Below are 15344 nucleotides of genomic sequence, written 5' to 3'. Positions count from 1 at the left end.
CGGTTCCGTCGGTTCAGCTGAACCGGGTGGGGACAGACCGTTGAACCGGAAGAACCGTCCCCGCTGGTTCAGGGGACGGTTCCTTTGGTTCAGGCGACCCGCGGTCCGTGAGCCCCTCGCGACAATGGGTTGATTTCGCCACCGACTGCTGTGGTGAAACCAACCCATTGTTCGCAGCCGCCGCGAGTCCGGCCGTCCGGGTGACCCGCGATAGGCTGTCTGGTCGAACCAGGAGGAACCATGGCCGAGCGCATCCAGCGGCAGCGCAGCACCACGCGCGCCGATCAGGCGCAGGCCGAGACGACCCCTGCCGGCTTCGACGCCGCCGCCAAACCGGCGCTCGACTACGACGCCCTGCTCGACGAGATCGACTCGGTGCTCGAAACGGACGCCGAAGAGTACGTGCGCTCGTTCGTGCAGAAGGGCGGCCAGTGAACGAACCGTCCCTGACCCCAGCGGTGGTGATCGGCGCCGGGCTGGTGGGGGCATCGGTCGGTGCCGCCCTGACCACGGCCGGCGTCGAGGTGCACCTGATCGACTCCGTGTCGTCGCACGCCCGGGTGGCCGCCTCGCGCGGCGGCGGCAGCACCGAACCGATCGATCCGGCGACCGTCCGGCTGGTCGTGGTCGCGGTGCCGCCCGCCAAACTGGCCGAAGTGGTCGCCGACGCCCTCGCGACCTACGGCAAGGCCACCGTCACCGACGTGGGCTCGGTGAAGGGCACCGTGCTGGCAGACCTGCGCGCCCGCGGGGTGAACCTGGCCCGCTATGTCGGGTCGCACCCGATGGCCGGCTCGCAGCGCGTGGGGCCGCTGACCGCGCGCGCCGACCTGTTCGCCGACCGCACCTGGGTGATCACCCCGCACGACACCTCGCGGGCGAAGGCGGTGCTCACCGTGCACGCCCTGGCCCGGGCCTGCGGCGCGCGCATCGTCAGCATGGGCGCCACCCACCACGACGAGGCCGTCGCGCAGGTGTCGCACCTGCCGCAGCTGATGAGCTCGCTCACCGCGGCACGGCTCAACGACGTGCCCGACGAGCACCTGAACCTCGCCGGCCAGGGCCTGCGCGACGTCACCCGCATCGCGGCGTCCGACCCCCGGTTGTGGACCCAGATCATCAGCGCCAACTCCGAGGCCGTGCGGGCCGAGCTCGAGGCCGTCCGCGACTCGTTGGACGAGCTGCTGGCCGGCTGGGGCGACCCCGAGGCGCTGCGCCGGTTTCTCGCCGACGGACGCCAGGGCACCCGGGCGATCCCCGGCAAGCACGGCGCCGGGGGAGTCGCCTATGCCGAGGTCGTGGTGACCATTCCCGACGCCCCCGGCGCGCTGGCCCGGTTGTTCGCCGACATCGAGGCCGCCGGTGTCAACGTCGAGGATGTCCGCATCGAGCACGACCCGGCCCGCGAGGTCGGCTACCTGGCCGTTCAGGTCACCAAGCCGGTCGCCAAGTCGCTGCAGGCCGCCATGACCGAGGCCGGTTGGACGCTGCGTCCCGCCGAGTCGCTGTGAGGAGAACCGTGACGCAGAGCCATTCCGAAAACCCCCTGGTGATCGCCATCGACGGCGCCAGCGGCTCCGGCAAGTCGAGCACCGCGCGCGGCGTCGCGAAGCGGCTCGGCCTCGCCTACCTCGACACCGGCGCGATGTACCGGGCGGTCACCGTCGCCTACCTCGATTCGGGCGTGGACGGCAGCGACCCGGCCGCCGTGACCGCTGCGGTCGAAGCCGCGCAGATCGAGATCGCCACCGACCCCGACGACCAGTGGGTGCGGGTGAACGGCCGCGACGTCACCGACGAGATCCGCTCGCAGCGCACCTCGACGCACGTGTCGACGGTGGCGGTCATTCCCGAATGCCGGGCCAACCTGGTGGCGCGACAGCGCGCCATCATCGAGTCGGCGCCGAACGGCATTGTGGCCGAGGGCCGCGACATCACCACCGTGGTCGCGCCCGACGCCGATGTGCGGTTGCTGCTCAGCGCCGACCCCGAGGTGCGCATGGCCCGCCGCAAGCTCGACCACGGGGGCCAGATCGACGACGCCGCGCTGCGCGACCAGATTCTGCGCCGCGACGCCGACGACTCCACCTTGGTCGACTTCACCACCGCCGCCGACGGGGTGGTGCACCTCGACGGCAGTTTCATGACGCTCGAGCAGACCATCGACGCCGTGGTCGGCCTGGCCGAACGGGCCCTGGCCCGAAAGGAGGCCGCCGATGAGTGAGCCGCAAGCAGAACCGATCAAGCCCGTGGTGGCGGTGGTCGGACGGCCCAACGTGGGCAAGTCGATGCTGGTCAACCGCATCATCGGACGGCGCGAGGCCGTGGTGCAGGACGTCCCGGGCGTGACCCGTGACCGGGTCAGCTACGACGCGATCTGGAACGGCCGCGAGTTCGTCATCGTCGACACCGGCGGCTGGGCGCCCGACGCCAAGGGCCTCGCGGCGCAGATCGCCGAGCAGGCCGAACTGGCCATCGCCGCCGCCGACACGGTGCTGTTCGTGGTGGATGCCTCGGTGGGCATTCAAGACGTCGACGAGGCGGTCGTGCAGGTGCTGCGGCGCAGCAAGAAGCCGGTCGTACTTGCCGCCAACAAGGTGGACGACGCCCGCAACGAGGCCGAGGCCGCCATGATGTGGAACCTCGGGCTGGGCGAGCCGCACCCGGTCTCGGCCCTGCACGGCCGCGGCTCCGGCGATCTGTTGGACGCCCTGATGGAGGCGCTGCCCGAGGCCCCTCTTGAAGCCGACGTCGAGCTCGGCGGGCCGCGCCGGGTGGCGATCGTGGGCCGTCCGAACGTGGGCAAGTCGTCGCTGCTGAACAAGTTGGCCAAGCAGCAGCGCTCGGTGGTCGACAACGTGGCCGGCACCACCGTCGACCCGGTGGACGAACTGGTCGAGGTGGCCGGCACCGTCTATCGGTTCATCGACACCGCAGGCATCAGGCGCCGGGTCAAAGAGGCGTCGGGCCACGAGTACTACGCCTCGCTGCGCACCGCGTCGGCGATCGAGCGAGCCGAGGTGTGCGTGGTCGTGATCGACGCCGCCGACCCGATCGCCGACCAAGACCTGCGCGTGCTCACCATGGTCGAAGAGGCCGGCAAGGCGCTGGTGATCGCCTACAACAAGTGGGACCTCACCGACGAAGAGCGCCGCCGCTACCTGAACCGCGAGATCGAGCAAGACATTCGGGCGTTCGACTGGGCGCCGCAGGTGAACATCTCGGCCCTGACCGGACGCGGCGTCGACAAGCTCAGCAAGGCCATCGAGGCCGCGCTCGAGGGCTGGGAGACCCGCATCTCGACCGGCAAGCTGAACGCCTTCTTGGGCCGGATCACCGCCGCGCACCCGCACCCGGTGCGCGGGGGCAAGCAGTCGCGCATTCTGTTCGGCACCCAGGCGCACACGAGCCCGCCGACGTTCGCACTGTTCACCTCGGGCCAGCTCGACCCGGGCTATGTGCGGTTCATCAAGCGCCGGCTGCGCGAAGAGTTCGGCTTCGTGGGCACGCCCGTGCACATCGAGGTACGGGCGCGCGAGAAGCGCAGCAAGTAGCGCTGGTCGAGCCTGTAGAGACGTGCTGACTCGGGATTAACCGCTGGTCGAGCTTGTCGAGACCTTCTGATTCAGGTTTCGACAGGCCCAACCCAGGGTTGCGCCACAAGGTCAGTTCTGACCAGGCCACTGATTCTGGGACGACCCAGGCTGGCCGTTGTGCCCCGGCTGCGGGTTCGGCGGCCATTGCTGCTGCGGCGGCTGTTGTCCGTACTGCTCACCGGGGTACTGCTGCTGACCCGGGTACTGCTGCTGACCCGGATACTGGGGCTGCTGCGGCGCCTGCGGGTAACCCTGCTGGGGGTAGCCACCGGGGTAGCCGTACCCGGGCTGGGGCGCATAACCGTACGGCTGGGCAGGCATCTCGCTGCGGTGCACCTGGTCGATGAACATGTAGGCGTAGTAGCTCTGCAAGAACGGGGTGGTCAGCAACTGCACCGCGAGTTGCAGCGCAAGCGTGATGCCGAACGCGGGCAGCGCCACCAGCAGAGCAGCGGCGATCTGCGCGGGGCTCAGGTTGTCGAGGTCGAACTGCGAGGCCACAGGGCCCGTGATGGCCTGCGTGACGGAGTTGACGATGAATGTCAGCACGTACACCGCGAGCCCGGGCAGAATCGAGTAGCCGAAGGTGCGCCAGAAGCTGCCCTTGGTGAGGCTCCACGACCGTTTCAACGAGTCGATGCCGCCGAGGCCTTCGATGGTGCAGGCCGGCACCACGTACAGCAGCTTGACCGACAGCCAGAAGGCCACCGGCACGGTGGCCACGATCAGCAGTATGAAGATGAGGGCGGCGGCGCCCGCGGCATTGGAACGGCTGCTTGACGAGGCTGCCGAGATCATGCTGAACATGACGGTTCCCAGCAGGAGCGTGTAGGCGATGCCGACGCCGAAACCGATAGCGATCAGCGGCAGAAACCGCGGCAGAAAGCCCTTGGTGTTGCGCAGTACCCCGCTGAACGTCGGCTGCTGGTTCTGGGCCACCTCGTAGGCGGCTTGGGTCATCATGGCCTGCGATTTCAGTTGTGCGAGCCAGACGGTCACCACGCCGGCGATGAACACCACGATGGCCAGCACCACACCCGTTCCGATGGCCGACTGGTTGCCGGTGGCCGCCATGCCGCCGACCAAGAGTAGGCAGATCAGAAACACGGCGAGCATCAGCAGGGAGGGAAACAGCACGATGAGCACGAACAGACCGAGCCGGCGCTTCATGGCCTCGAACGCTGAGGTGAAGAATCCAGAGATCTCGATCGGGCTCGGAGGCAGCATCGGGGTGGGGTTGATCATGCCGGTGAGTCTACGAGGGTTGAGTGGCAGGGCGCCGGTCGTCCGAGCCTGTACCGCTGATGAGTCGTTTTGAGGCCGTTGCTGCGGACCGTGTAAGGTGACCAGTCGGGGTTCACGCCCCGAGGCGGGCTGTGGCGCAGCTTGGTAGCGCACTTGACTGGGGGTCAAGGGGTTTACCCCTCCCGGGCGGCCCAGAACAACTGAAAATCCATGCCACGGGCTGTGGCGCAGCTTGGTAGCGCACCTGACTGGGGGTCAGGGGGTCGCAGGTTCAAATCCTGTCAGCCCGACGTTAAGGCCCAGGTGAGAGTAGGTTTCTCGCCTGGGCTTCTTCGTGTCCGGGGACCCGCACAATGTGTTCGCGCCGAGCAAGATCACATCACCGATGGTGACTGGCTGCTGGCCGAACTCGCTGAACAAGATTGCGGAGCCGTCCCGCACCACGATCACCTTCACGCAGTCATACGCCATTGGCCCCACCGGCCGATGAATGGTACGGGTGCGGGCCAACAAAGGTGCGTTGGCTGTCATGCCTGGCCCTGGCGTTGATCCGTTCACCATGACCGTGCCATCGCGCGTTCAAGATCAACCGGTGGAGACTGTCGCCCGTGCCCGACGATTCGTACGACGTGCGTCAGGTCTGGTAGCCGATGACGGTCATCATGCCGGTTTCGGCGTGGTAGATGTTGTGACAGTGTGCGGCCCATTGGCCGGGGTTGTCGGCGTCGAAATCCACGGTGAGGGTCTGCTTCGGCAGGATGATCGAAGTGTCTTTGCGTGGCCCACCGTCTGAGTGCTGGTAGGTGTGCCCGTGTAGGTGGAAGGGATGCCACATCTCGGTCTCGTTGACCATGCGGAGGCGCACTCGCTCACCGGCCCGGACCGCGTGCGCGTCGCGCAGCGGCTGGGTCGGGTCGAACCGCTTGTTGTTGATGCCCCAGTCGTAGTCGGCCATTGAGCCGGTGAGCGTCAGCGTGACCTCCCGGTCAGGGGTCTTGGTGTCGAGAGCGACATCGGTCGCGGCGGTGAGGATCGCGGCAGTCGCGACACGGGCCGTGTCCAGCTCGGAGAGCACCGCGTCCTGCGGCGGTGTGTTGCCGACACCGGTGCGCACTACGGCGACGGCGCGTTCGCGTTTGCCTTCGGCCAGCGCGACGAGCGGGAACGCGCCGTCGCCGAGGGTGACGAGAAGGTCGTAGCGTTCACCCATGCCGAGCAGAACGCTGTCCACCTCGACGGGTTCGACGGGGAACCCGTCGGTGTGGGTGACGGTGAGGCGGTGCCCGCCGACCGCGAATCGAAAGGCGGTGTCCCCGCCGGCGTTGATGAGTCGTATCCGCACTCGGCTGCCCGGTGTGCCGGTGAACTGGGCCGGGTCGGCGGCGGGTTTGCCGTTGATGAGGTAGTGCGGGTAGTAGACGTCTCCGGCGTCGCCGCCGAGTAGGTCGGAGGTGGCGCCCATGAGGGTGTTGCCCATCCGCATGAACATGTCGTCCATCCCGCCCATATCACCCATCCCGCGTGACAGCTCAGCGAGAACTTCGTCGGGGGTGGCGGTGACGCCGTCGAGCCAGTCGTCTAAGACGATGACCCACTCGTCGTCGTAGGCCAGGGGCTCGTTCGGGTCCTCGACGATGAGCGCCCCGTACAGTCCGCTGTCGAGCTGCGCGCCGACGTGGGGGTGGAACCAGTAGGTGCCGGGATCGGGCGCGATGAACTCGTAGTCGAAGCTACTACCGGCGGCGATGGGTTGCTGGGTGAGCGGTGGCACGCCGTCCATGTCGTTGCGCAGCGCGAGCCCGTGCCAGTGCACGGAGGTCTCGACGGGGAGCTGGTTGCGGATGGTCGCTTTGAGGGTGTCGCCGGCGCTGAGGCGGATGATCGGGGCGGGTACGGCGCCGTAGGCGAAGGTCTGTGCCGTGGTGCCGGCGAGGTCCAGGCTGGCCGATGCGGCGGTGAGGGTGACTGCGGTGGTCTTTCCGGTGCCGCCGCGTTGCCGTTCGCGGTCTCGTACGGCGGCGCTGTCCGGGTTCACCCAGGCGGCGGAGGAGGTGCAGCCGGCGAGCGCGAGTGTCGCCGCCGCGCCCACGCCGAGTCCGAGGCCGAGGAACGCGCGTCTGCTCCACAGCCGCTCCATGCCGAGGCCGGCATCATGACGGATGGGGAGCCGGCTGGCCGGGCTCATCGGAGTGCTCCGTTCGGGGAAGGCTCCACCGGCCCGGCCGGCTCGCTCGCGGTGGCGCTGCCTGGTGCGGGTGCTTGGTCGGGAAGGCGGAGTCGTTTGAGGAGCAGGGCATTGACTGCGACGATGACGCTGGAGCCGGACATGCTGATCGCCGCGATTTCCGGGGACAGCATGATCCCGAACGCCGGGTAGAACACGCCGGCGGCGATGGGCAGCGCGATGGCGTTGTAGCCGATGGCCCAGCCGAGGTTTTGCCGCATCTTGCGCAGGGTGCCCTTGCCGATCCGCAGCGCGACGGGAACGTCGAGCGGGTCGGAGCGCATCAGCACCACGTCGGCGGTTTCGATCGCGACGTCGGTGCCGGCGCCGATCGCGATGCCGAGGTCGGCTTGGGCGAGAGCGGGGGCGTCGTTGACGCCATCGCCGACCATCGCGACCTTTTTCCCGGCCGCTTGCAGCTCCGTGATCTTGGCGGACTTGTCTTCGGGCAGCACGTCGGCGATTACGGTGTCGATGCCCAGCAGGGAGGCGATCCGTTGCGCGGTGGGCTGGTTGTCGCCGGTGAGCATGACGGCTTCGACACCGGTCTCGTGGAGGGCGTCGATCGCGGCTTTCGCGGTCTCGCGGGGTGCGTCGGCCAATGCGATGACTCCGCCGATGGTGCCGTCGACGGCGAACATGATCGCGGTGCGCCCGCTCGCCGCAAGGGCTTCGCGTGCGGCGTCGATCTGGCTGGTGTCGATCCTTTCCTGGACCATCAGCCGGGTGTTGCCGAGCACGACCCGATGCCCGTCGACGGTGGCGATCGCGCCTTGCCCGGTGATGTTGCGGAACGCGGTCGCGGTGCGGCGTGGGATGTCGCGGGCGTCGGCGTAGGCGACGATCGCTTTCGCCAGCGGGTGCTCGGATTCTCGTTCGGCGGCCACGACGAAGGACAGCAGGTCCAAGTCGTCGGTGCCGACCGCGAGATAGTCGGTGACTTCGGGCTCGCCCTTGGTGAGGGTGCCGGTCTTGTCGAACACCACGGTGTCGATCCGGGCGGCGGTCTCGATGCCGGTGGCGTTCTTGAACAGCACCCCGCGTTTGGCGCCCAGCCCGGTACCGACCATGATCGCGGTCGGGGTGGCGAGGCCGAGCGCGTCGGGGCAGGTGATGACGACCACGGTGATCGCGAACAGGATCGCCATCGGCACATCCGCTCCGGCGAGGAACCAGACCAGGAACGTGAGGCTGCCGCCGATCAGGGCGACCAGCACCAGCCAGAATGCTGCTCGGTCCGCGAGCCGCTGACCGGGAGCCTTGGAGTTCTGCGCTTCCTGCACCAGTTTCACGATCTGCGCCAGCGCCGTGTCGGCACCGACCTTCGTCGCCCTGACCCGAAGCGTGCCGACCGTGTTCACCGTCGCGCCGATCACCGCTGAGCCGGGGGTCTTCTCGACTGGCATCGATTCGCCGGTGACCATTGACTCATCGACCTCCGACGTGCCGTCTATGACCTCCCCATCGGTCGGGACCTTCGCGCCGGGCCGGACGAGCAGCAGATCACCGGGAACGACCTCGGCGGTGGGGATTTCGACCTCGTTGCCGTCGCGGATCACCACCGCGCGGGCCGGTGCGAGTTCCAGCAGCCGGCGGATGGCGTCGTTCGCGCCGCCGCGGGCGCGCATCTCCACCCAGTGGCCGAGCAGCACGAAGGTGGCGAGCACGCTGGCGGCCTCGTAGAACACCTCACCGCCGCCGGTCAGGGTGATGGCGAGGCTGTAGAGCCAGCCCGCGCCGACACCGACCGCGACCAGCACCATCATGTCCAGCGTCTTCGCGCGCAGTGCCCGGTAGGCGCCGTCGAAGAAGATCCAGGCTGCGTAGAAGATCACCGGCAGCGACAAGATCAGCGAGAACACGTCGTCGCGCAGCCCGAACGGTGCCGGGACGGTGAACCCGATGACCTCGCGGCCGATCGGAGACCACAAGGTGATCGGGATGGACAGGATCAGCGCGACCAGGAAACGGTTGCGCATGTCACGGATCATTGCGTCCATCGACATGCCGCCGTGGTGGCCGCCGTGCCCCATCACCTCCTGCGCGGTCGCCGGTGCCGAGTCGCCATGCGCGTGAGCCGGCCCTGGCGAGGCCGGCGCCATGTCGTGGCCGGCATGGGCGGAGTGGTCGTGCTCGGTGTCACCGGTTGCTCCGTGGTGGTGCTGTGGCGCGCTGTCGTGGTGGGAGTGAGGACCCGTCGAATGCGAGGCGTGCGGCTCGTCGCTGGGGTGGCAGATGTGTTGCGGCACGGACTGTCCGGCACAGTGGAATCCGCACTCGGTGACCCATGCGCGGAGCTGCTGGACCGTCGTGGCGTCGGGGTCGTAGGTGACATTGGCGGTCTGCGCGACCGGGTTGACCTCGACGGCGACCACTCCGGGCCGTCGCCCCAGGGTCTTCTCGGCGAGCTGTGAGGAGGAGGCCCAATGCAGACCGGCCACCTGTAGGACGACGGTGCTCATCTTCTTGTTCATGGCGTTTCCTATGACTGTTCGGCCCAGCCCTACAGGGCGGGCAGGATGGTGGTGGCCTGGTCGCCGTCGAGCGCGACGATGCCGCGGTCGTCCACGACGTAGACGACACCGGACGGGGCAAGACCGAGGGCGGCGACGGTCCCCTGGGCGGTGCCGATCGGTGTCCAGGCGGCTTGGCCGCTGCGCCGCCAGAGCTGCCCATCGGTATCGATACCGACCAGCTCGTCTCCGGCCGCATCGAGCAGGTACAGCGTGGGTGCATCAGCGACCAGTCCGAAGGTGGCCGCGTCGTCCTGGCTGGCGAACAGCCCGCTTTGGGTGGCCGCATAGATCACGCCGTCTGCGGTGACCGCAAGATCAGCGGCGGTCACCTCGCTGCCAGCCGTCCAGGTGCTGCCGGAGTCGCCGCTGATCTGTACCGCGGGACTGCTCGACCCGATCCCGTACACCTGCCCATCGGGACCGGCGGTCAGGATGTGGAAGTCCTCCTCGCCCGTGAACGCGACCGGTTCCCAGCTCCGCCCGCCGTCCTCGCTGCGGATGATGCCGAGATTCGGTGACCCCAACTCCGACGGCGTGTCCAGGCCGGGATGCCCGGAGGCGATCAGCATGCCGTCGGTGACGGTCAGGCCCATCAGGTCAAAGTCGTAGCCACCCAACGGGCCTTCCACGGAGCCTTCGGCATCGACGCGGTACAGACCGGTGTGCGTGCCGACCAGGATCGTGGCATCGGCCTCGGGCACCACCGCGTGGATGTGCCCGAACTCGACCGGAGTCTGCGCCGAGGAGGACGGTGCGGACGAGGCGCCGCAGCCAGCCAGGACAGTGACAGCAGCCACGGCGGCGGCGAGCGCGGCGAGCGCGCGGCGAGGCGAGGAACGGAGACGAGAAAACATCAAACGGGCCTTTCGGGAGAGCAGGACGACGACAGAGGCCGCCGGTAGGTCGGCAGAAGGAACCGGCCGCGAAAACGGGGAGACCGGTGTCAAGAGCAGCGGCAGGACGGTGGGAGCCCGCACCATGGGTGGTCGGGCTCCCACGCCGCACCTGCCGAGGACGGCTAGAGGCTGTCCAGAATCTCTTGCATCGTCGTGACCTCGGCGCTCTGGCCGTCGATGACCTGCTGCGCCAGCTCCAGCGCATCCGGGTTCTGTCCGTTGGACAGCTCGGTCTCGGCCATCATGATCGCGCCGTTGTGGTGCTCGATCATGCCCTGCAGGAACAGCCGGGTCGCCTCGACACCGGTCGCGGACTCCAACGCGGCCATGTCTTCCTCGGACATCATGCCGTCGCCGTGGTCCATGCCCTCCATGCCGCCCGCGGACGGGTCGGGCGAAGGCAGACCCCACTCCTGCAGCCAGCCCTGCATGGTCTCGATCTCGGGCCCCTGGGCGTCCTTGATCTGCTGAGCCAGTGTTACCACCCGCTCATCGATCCCGTCCTTGCCGAGGATCAGATCGGCCATCTCGATGGCCTGCTGATGGTGCGGGATCATCATCGTCACGAACATCTCGTCCGCAGCATTGAAGTCCGCACTGGCCTCCGACGAGGAGGGGCTGGAGCTTGACGAGCCGTGATCCATCCCGGACATGCCGGGGTCGTTGTTCTGCCCGCACCCGGCGAGCACCAGAGTCGTGATGAGCGCGGTCGAAGCCAGCGCAAGCATGCGCATACGCATGATGAAGTTGTCCTTTCGTCAGTCGAATGAAGAGTCGCGGTCCATCCACACCCCGGCCGGGGCATGACAGACAGGCATCACGCGGACCCGATGGTCCGTGGGACGCCGCAGCGCAACTCAGGTGCGACTGATCGAAAGAACGATGAGAGAAGGCGGTCGCGGGCGTGGCAGCACCGCGCCCAGCAGCGGCAGCGCCCGAACAGCAAGCAACCGCGTCAGCCACCCGCGACCCCACAGGCCGGGGGCGATCAGGAGGACCATGCCGATCAGGAGCGCGATCACACACCCCATCATCAGCATCGAATGGCTCGGCGCCGGTTCCCCGCACCCATCACCACAGTGCGTCTCACCGGCCGCAGCAGCATCGCTCATGCTGGCACCGGCCATCTCATCTGCCACATCGGCCGACATGCCGCCGTCCGGCAGCGTCTCCGCGGCGGCGTGGTCGGTCTCGATCGTCAGGGTCGGGGAGGTATGCCCCTGCGGGCCGGACATGCTCAGAACGTGCATCGCGAACAGCCCAGCGATCACCATCATCAGCAGGCCAAACAGGAGCAGGCCACGACGACGAGGCGACCCGCCGGTCATCACCGAGCGAAGAGCACCCATCGCCGTCCTCCCTTCAACCTCCGAGTCCCTGACGCTGCCAGCACCCACGATCCTTATTCACTACGGTAGAGCATCGCGCCACGACGCCACCTGAACGCCGTGGCAGCGACACCCCAGCCCGTCAGGCGGCGTGCGCGTACCGCGCCGGGTCGGCATCCCACAACGGGCCGCACTCAGCGCAGCAGAACCAGTACCGCTTGCCCTCGTAGTCCCGGTACAGGCCCTGTTGCTCAGCCTGCTCGGGGTCCACGAAATTGTTCGGCATCACCGGACAGTGCACCAAGTTCTCCGCGTCCGGCGCCGGGTGATGATGAGCATGAGACGGCGCCTCGTGCCCACCGTGATGATGATCGTGACTCGACATCCTCCACGTCCTCTCTAGCGATGCCGCCGCCCTCTGGTCCCCTACTGACACTCCGACGACGCCCGCATCCTCACCAAGATGATACCCCATAGGGGTATTGCAGTAGGTGTACCTGCTCTAGTCGAGCCGCCGCTACGACGCCTTGACCGGGAGGACGGCATGGGGCGCTGTCCCCGCTCGGCCGCCTGCCCGACTTGCGCCGATGAGTCGACAGGCGAGGTAGATGAGGAAGGAGATAGTGGTGATGTAGGGACTGATCGGGATGGCGCTGCCGAGGGCGAGGAGGATGCCACCGACGCTGGCGGTGACGGCGAAGGTGACGCTGAGCATCGGCACCACCAAGGGCGAGGAGGAGACCCGCAGCGAGGCCGCGGCCGGGGGTGACCAGGAGGAAGAGGACAAGGAGGGCACCAACGATCTGGACGGCGACCGCGACGGTCACGCCGAGTAGCAGCATGACGATGATCGACAGGGCGCGGGTCGGTACGCCGCGGCCGGCGGCGACCGCACGGTCGACGCTGGCGAGGCATCGGTACATAGCACCGGTCCGCGGGGATGAACGCCCTCGATCATCCGCCGTGCCCGAGACGCGCACGGCTAAGTCAGGGCCCACCACGCCGTTGCCATGTTGCAGCCAGCGGTACTCATCGCTCGTCCACGCTCATCAAGTCATCGACAGCGCCAGGGCCGTCAAGGCTTGGAGCGGAACGACACCGTTGCCGAGGGCGGTGATCTGTTGGTTTGGAGTGAACCGATGCGCCGGGGCGGTAATCCAACCAGGCGGCAGGCCCATGAGCCACTCCACGAATTCTGGCGCAGGCCGTGGCCCTGCTCCGTCTATCAAGAGTGCCGGGGCAGGAGCATCGCGGCCGGTGATCTGTTCCCATTCGGCTACTGCTTGGGCGTATCGTCCCCAGCGGCGAAGATGTCCTCGATCAGGGACCACAGCGTGTCCGACTCGTTGCTCTTGGTCTGCGAGCCAGCCGGCCCGTTGAGAGCCAGGTCGATGACCTGATGCGAGAGCGCGATCGTCCCTCGCCTCGCTCGCACTTGTTCTAGCGACTCGCCGCCGCGAGTCGAGTCCGTCGCGAGCGGCGTCCTGAACATCGCCTTGGTGGCGGGCGATGATGAAGATGCGGAGCCGCAGGTGAGGAGCACCGACAAGCGATGCCGGTAGGCCGATCCATTGCGCATCCATCCCGAGGTCGGCCAGATCGCCGAGTACGGCGCCGGCTGCCCGGAGAGGTCGAGCTGCGAGGTCTCCCAGACCCACGGGTCGGGTTCCAAGTTGCGAAGGGTTGCATCTTCGCGGCTTGTGTCGTCTTGGTGGCGTTGCGCATGGTTGTCTCTTTCCACTGGTGCATGAACGGCGGGCGACGACAGCAGACCGCGCACGTTCTCGATGACCACGAGCCGAGGTTGCAACACCTCGATTGCGGCAGCCATGTGCGACCAGAGCCCGGAGCGGGTGCCAGGTGCGAGGCCGGCGCGCTTGCCTACGGTCGATACGTCCTGACAGGGAAACCCGCCGCAGAGCACATCGACGGGATCGACATTGCGCCAGTCGATGGTGGTGATGTCGCCCAAGTTCGGGATGCCGGGCCAGTGGTGGGCGAAGATGCGGGCAACGTGGGGGTTGTTCTCGGAGAACCAAATCGTCTCGGCGTTGAGCGTGTGTTCGACAGCGAGATCGAGTCCGCCATAGCCCGAGAACAATGAGCCGACGCTGAGGGGTTGGCCGTTGTCGTGGCGGTTGTGCATGAGGACTCCGGCTAGCGAGTGATCCCCGGTCGGACCTCGTGCATGAGGTAACCGCCGGGCTGGTCAGCGACTAGGTGCACGGCGACCCGAACCATCGCCCCAATGCCTCGCGCCCATACCACCGTTCGCACTCGGCGCACCACCCCCACGCGCTCCGGAATCCGTGACCTCAGGCGGTGCCGCCAGTCCCCGGCCGCCGGCTCCCCGAGCCATCACACGTCTTTCAGACGAGGCGCGAGTCGTCCCGAGTCGCATCAGATGCGACCGGGCTCGCGGGCTCACCTGCCCTCCGTACAGCGATGGAAAGGAGCGGGCCAGGTGACGGTTTCGATGCGCGTGATGAGCGCAGGCGATGGCTACAAGTACCTGTTGAAGTCCGTCGCCGCCGGCGACGGCGGCCGGAGCCTGAGCACGCCGCTGACCCGCTACTACGCCGAGGCAGGAACACCGCCGGGCTTCTGGATGGGCTCGGGGCTGGGCCGGCTCGGGCACGGCGAGCTGGTCGAGAAAGCGCAGGTCTCAGAAGCCCAGCTCGCGCTGTTGATCGGGACGGGCCATGACCCGATCACCGGCGACCCGCTGGGCCGCGCCTACCAGCAGTTCGCCTCAATCGGTGAGCGGATCAAGCAGCGCGTCGACGCCCTCGACCCTGAGCTGGGGCCGTCTGCTCGAGCGCAGGAAGTGGCCGCGATCGAGGCGGAGGAAGCCGAGCGCGGCACCCGCCGCGCAGTAGCGGGCTATGACTTCACGTTCAGCGTGCCGAAGTCGGTCTCCACGATCTGGGCGGTTGCGGACGCCGGCACGCAATCTCTGGTCGCGGAGGCGCATCATGCGGCGGTTGCAGAGCTGGTTGCGTTCCTAGAACGCGAGGTTGCGGCAACCCGGGTCGGTGCAACCGGCCCGGACGGCGCGGTTGCACACGTCGATGTCGCCGGCGTCGTGGCGGCGGCGTTCGATCACTACGACAGCCGTTCCGGCGACCCGCAGTTGCACACGCACGTCGTCATCAGCAACAAGGTTCTGACTGTGCAGGACGGCTGCTGGCGGACCCTCGCGGGTCGCCCGATGCACGCGGTGGTCGTTGCGGTCTCGGAGCTCTACAACGCCGCTCTGGCCGACCAGCTCACTCGCGTCCTCGGCGTGGAGTGGGAGGCGCGCGAGCGAGGCAGGGATCGGAACCCGGCATGGGAAATCGAGGGTGTCCGACGAGTTGGTGACCGAGTTCTCCACCCGCTCTCGGCACATCGAGGCCGAGAAAGACCGTCTCATCGCCGAGTACGTCGCCAAGCACGGCCGGCAGCCCTCGGCGCGGACGGTGCTGAAACTCCGGGCGCGGGCCACGCTCGCCACGAGGCCGGAGAAGCAGGTCCGGTCGCTGGCCGACCTCACCCGC

The 15344-nt window shown here is 67.9% G+C and carries 14 protein-coding genes, 2 tRNA genes and 1 pseudogene; 7 read left to right on the top strand and 10 right to left on the bottom strand.

Features of this window, described 5'->3' with window-relative positions; genetic code table 11:
• The first annotated feature begins 240 nt into the window (after positions 1-240).
• From MPLG2_RS06435 to der, 4 genes are read left to right on the top strand one after another with little or no spacing between them, the layout of a single operon-like run.
• Positions 241-435, top strand: a complete 195-nt coding sequence (locus MPLG2_RS06435; protein ID WP_105185416.1) for a ubiquitin-like protein Pup — start codon at positions 241-243, stop codon at positions 433-435.
• Complete coding sequence (locus MPLG2_RS06430; protein WP_105185415.1) at positions 432-1511, top strand: prephenate dehydrogenase; 1080 nt, start codon at positions 432-434, stop codon at positions 1509-1511. Before MPLG2_RS06435 ends, MPLG2_RS06430 begins: the two co-directional genes overlap by 4 nt.
• A gap of 8 nt (positions 1512-1519) precedes the next feature.
• Complete coding sequence (gene cmk, locus MPLG2_RS06425; protein WP_105185414.1) at positions 1520-2224, top strand: (d)CMP kinase; 705 nt, start codon at positions 1520-1522, stop codon at positions 2222-2224.
• Positions 2217-3554, top strand: a complete 1338-nt coding sequence (gene der / locus MPLG2_RS06420) for a ribosome biogenesis GTPase Der (protein WP_105185413.1) — start codon at positions 2217-2219, stop codon at positions 3552-3554. Before cmk ends, der begins: the two co-directional genes overlap by 8 nt.
• Positions 3555-3665: 111 nt before the next feature.
• Here der and MPLG2_RS06415 read toward each other — a convergent pair whose 3' ends face one another.
• Positions 3666-4841 carry a glycerophosphoryl diester phosphodiesterase membrane domain-containing protein gene (locus MPLG2_RS06415; RefSeq protein WP_105185412.1) on the bottom strand — a complete coding sequence of 392 codons (1176 nt, stop codon included), beginning with the start codon at positions 4839-4841 and terminating at the stop codon, positions 3666-3668.
• A gap of 125 nt (positions 4842-4966) precedes the next feature.
• Here MPLG2_RS06415 and MPLG2_RS18350 point away from each other — a divergent pair.
• Both MPLG2_RS18350 and MPLG2_RS06410 read left to right on the top strand, forming a co-directional pair.
• A tRNA-Pro gene (locus MPLG2_RS18350) sits at positions 4967-5036 on the top strand.
• A gap of 21 nt (positions 5037-5057) precedes the next feature.
• A tRNA-Pro gene (locus MPLG2_RS06410) sits at positions 5058-5131 on the top strand.
• Here the strand turns inward: MPLG2_RS06410 and MPLG2_RS19370 are convergent.
• From MPLG2_RS19370 to MPLG2_RS06365, 9 genes are all read right to left on the bottom strand, one after another.
• Positions 5097-5297 (bottom strand): hypothetical protein, encoded by a 201-nt coding sequence (locus MPLG2_RS19370; protein WP_231935876.1) that lies wholly within the window; start codon positions 5295-5297, stop codon positions 5097-5099. The two genes, MPLG2_RS06410 and MPLG2_RS19370, sit on opposite strands and share 35 nt — an antisense overlap.
• A 178-nt stretch (positions 5298-5475) precedes the next feature.
• Positions 5476-7026 (bottom strand): multicopper oxidase family protein, encoded by a 1551-nt coding sequence (locus tag MPLG2_RS06400; RefSeq protein ID WP_231935875.1) that lies wholly within the window; start codon positions 7024-7026, stop codon positions 5476-5478.
• Positions 7023-9527, bottom strand: coding sequence for a heavy metal translocating P-type ATPase (locus MPLG2_RS06395; protein WP_231935873.1), 2505 nt, complete (start codon positions 9525-9527; stop codon positions 7023-7025). The genes MPLG2_RS06400 and MPLG2_RS06395 overlap by 4 nt, the downstream gene beginning before the upstream one ends.
• Positions 9528-9568: 41 nt before the next feature.
• Positions 9569-10561, bottom strand: coding sequence for a F510_1955 family glycosylhydrolase (locus MPLG2_RS06390; protein ID WP_199916493.1), 993 nt, complete (start codon positions 10559-10561; stop codon positions 9569-9571).
• Positions 10562-10599: 38 nt separating this feature from the next.
• Complete coding sequence (locus tag MPLG2_RS06385) at positions 10600-11217, bottom strand: DUF305 domain-containing protein (protein ID WP_105185408.1); 618 nt, start codon at positions 11215-11217, stop codon at positions 10600-10602.
• A gap of 117 nt (positions 11218-11334) precedes the next feature.
• Positions 11335-11826: a DUF6153 family protein gene (locus MPLG2_RS06380; protein ID WP_108717364.1), complete on the bottom strand. Its 492-nt coding sequence runs from the start codon at positions 11824-11826 to the stop codon at positions 11335-11337.
• 121 nt (positions 11827-11947) lie between these two features.
• On the bottom strand, positions 11948-12091 hold the full coding sequence (locus tag MPLG2_RS19365; RefSeq protein ID WP_231935871.1) for a YHS domain-containing protein: 144 nt from the start codon (positions 12089-12091) through the stop codon (positions 11948-11950).
• A gap of 169 nt (positions 12092-12260) precedes the next feature.
• Positions 12261-12728, bottom strand: coding sequence for a metal ABC transporter permease (locus tag MPLG2_RS06370; protein WP_231935869.1), 468 nt, complete (start codon positions 12726-12728; stop codon positions 12261-12263).
• Between the two features lie 353 nt (positions 12729-13081).
• Positions 13082-13951: a DNA cytosine methyltransferase gene (locus MPLG2_RS06365; RefSeq protein ID WP_197710109.1), complete on the bottom strand. Its 870-nt coding sequence runs from the start codon at positions 13949-13951 to the stop codon at positions 13082-13084.
• Between the two features lie 102 nt (positions 13952-14053).
• Between MPLG2_RS06365 and mobF the strand changes: the two are divergent.
• A pseudogene (mobF, locus tag MPLG2_RS19360) lies at positions 14054-15308 on the top strand (MobF family relaxase); the annotation flags it as partial.
• Between the last annotated feature and the right edge of the window lie 36 nt (positions 15309-15344).

It is taken from the genome of Micropruina glycogenica (genome assembly GCF_900289045.1).
Taxonomy (GTDB): domain Bacteria; phylum Actinomycetota; class Actinomycetes; order Propionibacteriales; family Propionibacteriaceae; genus Micropruina; species Micropruina glycogenica.
Note: the sequence above shows the minus strand (reverse complement) of the source record. Positions and strands in the feature narration are given on the sequence as shown.